This window comes from Pseudomonas sp. P135 (assembly GCF_020312125.1).
GTDB classification, from domain to species: Bacteria; Pseudomonadota; Gammaproteobacteria; order Pseudomonadales; family Pseudomonadaceae; genus Aquipseudomonas; species Aquipseudomonas fragariae.
On record NZ_JAGPYR010000014.1, the window covers coordinates 148,088 to 154,140 of the forward strand.

General features: G+C 59.9%; 4 protein-coding genes and 2 pseudogenes. All 6 read left to right on the forward strand.

Annotated elements, in window-relative coordinates:
* Nucleotides 1-7 precede the first annotated feature (7 nt).
* Complete coding sequence (locus tag KBY08_RS19725) at nucleotides 8-1,324, forward strand: MFS transporter (protein WP_225651247.1); 1,317 nt, start codon at nucleotides 8-10, stop codon at nucleotides 1,322-1,324.
* A gap of 40 nt (nucleotides 1,325-1,364) precedes the next feature.
* Nucleotides 1,365-2,525 (forward strand): L-talarate/galactarate dehydratase, encoded by a 1,161-nt coding sequence (locus KBY08_RS19730; RefSeq protein WP_024641764.1) that lies wholly within the window; start codon nucleotides 1,365-1,367, stop codon nucleotides 2,523-2,525.
* 179 nt (nucleotides 2,526-2,704) lie between these two features.
* Nucleotides 2,705-3,580, forward strand: a pseudogene (locus KBY08_RS19735) (MFS transporter); the annotation flags it as partial.
* Nucleotides 3,581-3,598: 18 nt separating this feature from the next.
* Nucleotides 3,599-3,970: an MFS transporter gene (locus KBY08_RS26900; RefSeq protein WP_328585991.1), complete on the forward strand. Its 372-nt coding sequence runs from the start codon at nucleotides 3,599-3,601 to the stop codon at nucleotides 3,968-3,970.
* 227 nt (nucleotides 3,971-4,197) lie between these two features.
* Complete coding sequence (locus tag KBY08_RS19740; protein WP_024641763.1) at nucleotides 4,198-5,250, forward strand: LacI family DNA-binding transcriptional regulator; 1,053 nt, start codon at nucleotides 4,198-4,200, stop codon at nucleotides 5,248-5,250.
* Nucleotides 5,251-5,800: 550 nt separating this feature from the next.
* Nucleotides 5,801-6,053, forward strand: a pseudogene (locus KBY08_RS19745) (transposase); the annotation flags it as partial.

Sequence of the window (6,053 nt, forward strand, 5' to 3'; positions counted from 1 at the left end):
CCTCGTGATGATTTTCATCGTGACGGTGTTCAACTACGTTGACCGTGCCACCTTGTCGATTGCCGCCCCCGCAATGCGTGCGGATCTGGGTTTCGACGCGGTGACCATGGGCATTGCCTTCTCCGCCTTCGGCTGGGCCTACACCAGCATGCAGATCCCCGGCGGCATCATTCTCGACCGGTATGGCTCCCGCGTGGTGCTCGGGCTGAGCCTGATTGTCTGGTCGGCGCTGACCTATCTGCAGGGCTACGTCGACATGTTCAGCTCGGCGTTCCTGGTGCTGTTCGTGCTGCGCTTCCTGATGGGTGTCGCTGAATCCCCGGCGTTTCCGGCCAACAATCGCCTGACCGTCATGTGGTTTCCGCGCCATGAACGGGGCCTGGCGACGGCTGTGTTCCAGTCTGCGCAATATTTCGCCCTCGCCGTTTTCACGCCGTTGATGGTCCTGCTCCTCAACAGCTTCGGCTGGCAGCATGTGTTTTTCTGGACAGGCGGGGCAGGGATCCTGATTGGTCTGCTCTGGTTCAAGATGGTCCGTGAGCCCCGCCGGGACAAGCGCGCCAACCAGGCGGAGATCGACTACATCGAGGCGGGCGGCGGGTTACCCAACATGGGGGACGTGAAGACCCCTTTCAGCTGGAAGCGCGTTCGCGCGATCGGCGGCAACCGGATGATGCTGGGCGTGTATCTGGGCCAGTTCTGCCTGACGTCAATCACCTGGTTCTTCCTGACCTGGTTCCCGACCTATCTGATTGAAGCCAAAGGCATGACCATGCTCAAAGTAGGCCTGGTCGCCGCCATCCCGCCGATCGCCGGCTGCCTGGGCGGCATGATCGGTGGCGTCTGGTCGGACTGGATGCTGAAGAGGGGCTTCAGCCTCACGGCGGCACGCAAGACCCCGATCATCTCCGGGCTGCTGCTGTCCAGCAGCATCGTCATTGCCAACTACACCCAGTCTGTCGCGCTGGTCATCGCGGTGATGTCGCTGGCGTTTTTTGCCAAGGGCGTCGGCAATCTCGGTTGGTGCATCGTCGGAGATGTCTCGCCCAAACGCGCTATGGGCATCAGCGGCGCGATGTTCAACTTCTGCGGCAACATCGCCAGCATCGTGACCCCCGTCGCCATCGGCGTACTGGTCAACCAGATGGGATCGTTTGATTCGGCCCTTGTTTATGTTGCAGCGATGGGCCTGCTCGGGGCGTTCGCGTACCTCGTCATCGTCGGGCCGTTAAAAAGACTGGAAATCGACGACTTGGACGACCACGCGGTAGCACCGATTGTCGACGGCCCCGCAAAACCCGATCTCGCGAATTCTCGCGCCTGAATACCTCACCAGACCTCTCTTCAAGACCAAGGAGCGCACCATGCCCGTAGAACAACAAAGCACCATGTCTTCCGACGATGACCAGATTGCCTGGGTAAAAGTGTCGTCGGTGTTTCTGCCTCTGGCCAACCCGATCAGCGACGCCAAGGTGCTGACCGGCCGGCAGAAGCCGATGACTGAAATCGCCATTCTGGTGGCCGAGATCGAAACCCGGGACGGCCATCGTGGCCTGGGCTTCAGTTATTCCAAACGTGCCGGAGGCCCGGGCCAGTTTGCCCATGCCAAAGAGATTGCGCCTGCGTTGATCGACGAAAACCCCAGCGACATCGCCAAGCTGTGGACCAAATTGTGCTGGGCAGGGGCGTCGGTGGGGCGCAGCGGTCTGTCGACTCAGGCCATCGGTGCCTTCGACGTTGCGTTGTGGGACCTGAAAGCCAAACGCGCCAACTTGTCGCTGGCCCGCTTGCTTGGCGCTCATCGGGATTCGGTGCGCTGCTACAACACATCAGGCGGCTTCCTGCACACGCCCCTGGAGCAGTTGCTGCACAACACTGATATGTCCCGCGAGAAGGGCATCGGCGGCATCAAGCTGAAAGTGGGTCAGCCCGATTGGGCGCTCGATCTGCACCGCGTCGCGACCGTGCGCAAACATCTGGGTGATGACTTCCCGTTGATGGTTGACGCCAATCAGCAGTGGGATCGCCCTACCGCGCAGCGCATGTGCCGGCGCTTCGAGGAGTTCAACCTGATCTGGATAGAGGAGCCGCTCGATTGCTACGACGCCGAAGGACACGCCGCGCTGGCTCAACAGTTTGATACACCGATCGCGACAGGCGAGATGCTCACCAGCGTTGCGGAACACGCTGAATTCATCAATAAGCGCGGCGCCGACTTTCTGATGCCGGACGCTCCACGCGTGGGTGGCATCACGCCGTACCTGCAAGTCGCGGCCATGGCCGAGCAGGCCGGGGTCATGCTGGCGCCGCATTTTGCCATGGAGTTGCACGTTCACCTGGCCGCCGCGTTCCCGACAGAGCCGTGGGTTGAGCATTTCGAATGGCTGGAGCCGTTGTTCAACGAGCGCCTGGAAACCCGCGACGGACGCATGCTGGTGCCAACCCGCCCGGGCCTCGGGCTGTCGTTGAGCGAGCAAACCAGAGCGTGGACCGCACAGGTCGCCGAGGCAGGTTCGCGCCCCTGATTGCAGCGGTTCAATCCTTGCGTACATGAGCGAGAGCGCCTGCGAACGCGGCGCCCTTGCCAGCCGATCTATAAGAATAAAACGAGGACTTTCATGTGGAACACGTCAACGCTGCAAGCGCAGCCAGTCCGGCTGTCGCCACCGTGGTGCGCAGCCGGGTGCGCTATTAGATTCTGGCAATGCTGTTCATCGTTACCGCCATCAACGTGGGGGATGGCGCCACGTTGTCCATCACCGGCTCTGCGCTGACCGAAGTGCTGGGGATTAATTCGGTCACGTTGGGCTACATGTTTTCCGCATTTGCCTGGGCGTATGTGCTCGGGCAATTACCGGGCGGCTGGTTGCTCGACAAGTTTGGTTCGGTGCGGGTCTATGGCGTGTCCCTGTTTCTCTGGTCCACCATCACGGTGGCCCAAGGCATGATCGGCTTTTTATCGGTTCCCATGGCGATCGGCACTTTGTTCGTGCTGCGGTTTTTGCTTGGCCTGATCGAGGCGCCGGTGTATCCCGCCAATAGCCGGATTGTCGCCGCCTGGTTTCCGCTGCAGGAGCGCGGGCTGGCGACGGAGATCTTCAACTCCTCGATGTACATGTCAGTGGTCCTGCTCGCGCCAGCGATGGGCATCGTCGCGCATCGGTATGGCTGGGAACACGTGTACTGGTTCATGGGTGGGCTGGGCATCATCGTCAGTCTGGTCTGGTTCAAACTTGGTCAAGCCACCGACGGAGCATCCGCGGGTCAACAGTGCAGAGCTTGCGCATCTTTGTGACGGCGATGCTCAAGTGGACATGGACAAACCCAAGACAAAAGGTGATTTCGTGCCGCGTTTTCGGACCTGAAAGTGCTGCTGAAAAGTCCGATGATGTGGTCGATTTATCTGGGCAAGTATTGCGATACCTCACTGCAGTACATCTTCCTGACCTGGTTTCCGGTGTACCTGGTCAAGGGCCGCGGGCTCAACATCATGGAGGCAGGCGCTATTGCGGCGATCCCGGGAATTTGTGGTTTGCTCGGTGCATTGTGCGGCGGGGCAGTGTGTGACTTTCTCCTGCGCAAGGGCTTTTCTCTCTCCGTGGCACGCAAGATTCCGCTGGTGTGCGGCATGACCATGGGCGCCACTCTGGTGTTCTGCAATTTCACAGAATCGATGTGGGTGGTGACGATCCTCATGTCCCTCGCGATCTTCGGCAAGGGCGTGGTAGCGGTGGACTGGACTCTGGTATCAGACACCTCGCCCAAGCAAATCACCGGCATGGCGGGCGGTCTGTTCAACATGTTCGGCAATCTATCGGGGATATTTACGCCGATTGTGATCGGCTACATCGTGCAGTCCACCGGCTCGTTCGAAGGCGCCATGTACGTCGTGGCGGCGCATGCGCTGGTTGGCGCGCTGGCGTTCCTCAGCATGGGCAGCCTGCGACGTCTGGAGTTGCAGCCGCGCTAGTTCAACGCGCGTGGGGCATACTGTTCCCACGCGCGTTGCCCACCGAGTCGCCTGGCGCAGCGCTGCATCGGGCAATCACGGTGCTCGACATTCCGGCTTCATTTCCCGCTCGAGCGAGCGAGCGAATATTTAACTGGGTGCTTGTGGTCCCAAGCTTTGTTAAATTCCCTTCGACACAGCGTGTCTCAGAGCTGAGCCAGCCCCCAGTGTTGAATCCGGAATCCTTCATGCCCAAAAAATCAGGCGGGCCTGCCCAGCAGGAACTGTCGTCCGTGCCGAGAAAGCCTTCCAGTCTCACGTTGATCGATGTTGCCAAAGTGGCGGGGGTGTCGCCCATGACCGTTTCACGGGCATTGCACCGACCTGATCTGGTGAGCGAGGACACCCGCGAAAAAGTGCGCGAAGCCGTGCGAAAAACCGGGTATGTGCCCAACATGCTGGCGGGCGGGCTGGCGAGCAACAAAAGCCGTCTGGTCGCGATCTTTTTGCCCACTATCGCCAACAGTATTTTTGCCGACACCGTTCAAGCCCTGATGGATCGGCTGACTCAAGCCGGTTATCAGACTCTTCTCGGGCTTACCGGGTACGACGCCGAGCAGGAAGAAAAGCTCCTGGAAGCGGTATTGGGGCGTCGGCCGGACGGCATCGTGCTGACCGGTACATTACACACTGCGTCCAGTCGTACCCGACTGGCGCAGGCGGGTATTCCGGTCGTGGAAGCATGGGACTTGAGTGAAGACCCTATCGACATGCTGGTGGGTTTCTCCCATGAACGGGTCGGGGAAGAAACGGCTCGGCATTTACTGCGAAAAGGCTACAGGCGCTTCTCCGTCGTGGCGATCAGCGACCCCCGGGGTCTGCGGCGGTGCAATAGCCTGATCGCCGAACTCAAAAGGCACGGCATCGCCGATGTACCCATGCAATTGCTCGCGCCTCCGGCGACGTTGCAAGTGGGACGGGAAGGGCTGGCTGGACTGCTCGAACGGGGCATCGATACTGACGTGGTCGTGTGCAGTTCGGACACAGTCGCGCAGGGGGTGCTGGCCGAGGCGGCGAGTCGTGGTCTTCAGGTCCCCAAGGGCCTGGCGGTCATGGGGTTTGGCGATCTGAGCAGCGCAGCTCAGGTGTATCCGGCGTTGTCGACGGTCAGCGTCAACGGCAGTCGCATCGGGTTGCAAGTAGCCCAAGCCTTGCTTGACCGGTTTCAAGACCACACATCCCCCAGCACGCGCATCCGTGTTGATACCGGTTTTGCTTTGATTGATCGCGCTAGTACTTGATGCGGTTGCTTGAACACTCACTCAGACCGGTATTTCGGTCGGCCTCCGCATCCCGCGATGGTAGGGCCTCTGCGCAGCGACACTTTTGTCCTGGGTGTGTAAAAACCTGTTCACGAATCCTTGCTACTTGCAACACTAAGCGGGTTATGAACGTTCCCCGCTTGAAAAGGCCAACGCACGGGGTGTGAGTCAGCGGAGCCTCTCGACACACCAGCCGATATTCGGCGCCGGCTATGAGCGGTTGTTGTCGGCTTTCTTGTGGGCATTCAGGCTCATCTTCAACGCCGTTTGCTGTTCATCCCGGCGCCCCAGCGTGTACATCGGTAGCGTGCGGCCCCGGGTGACGGCTAGCAGTTCCCACCCCAACTTTGAGCAACTGGTTGAGCAAGTCATCATCGTCCGTGGTCTGAATCTCGGTAGCGTCTTCGAAGCTCATGGAGCGCTCCTGTTGCAAATGGTTGCCGCTGCGAAGTGAACGGCGCGGGCTTGATCCGTTTTGGACTGCCCCCAAGAAGTTGGACACCAATCCGACCTAATGGGGGGTGTTCAAATGGCCAAGTATTCAGAGCAATTCAAGCTCACCGTCGTCAAAGCGTACCTTGCAGGCAACATCGGCTTTCGCAAGGTGGCCAGCCAGTTCTCGATCGATTTCAGCCTGCTTCGACGCTGGGTCGCCAATTACAAGAGCCATGGGCACACAGGCCATCGCAAGCTTGGGAACAGCAGCATTACAGTGACGGTCTAGCCCCGCGTGTTCCCACAAGAAGAAAGCCTGCTGCCATGCCCAAGAAGCCTTATCCCAC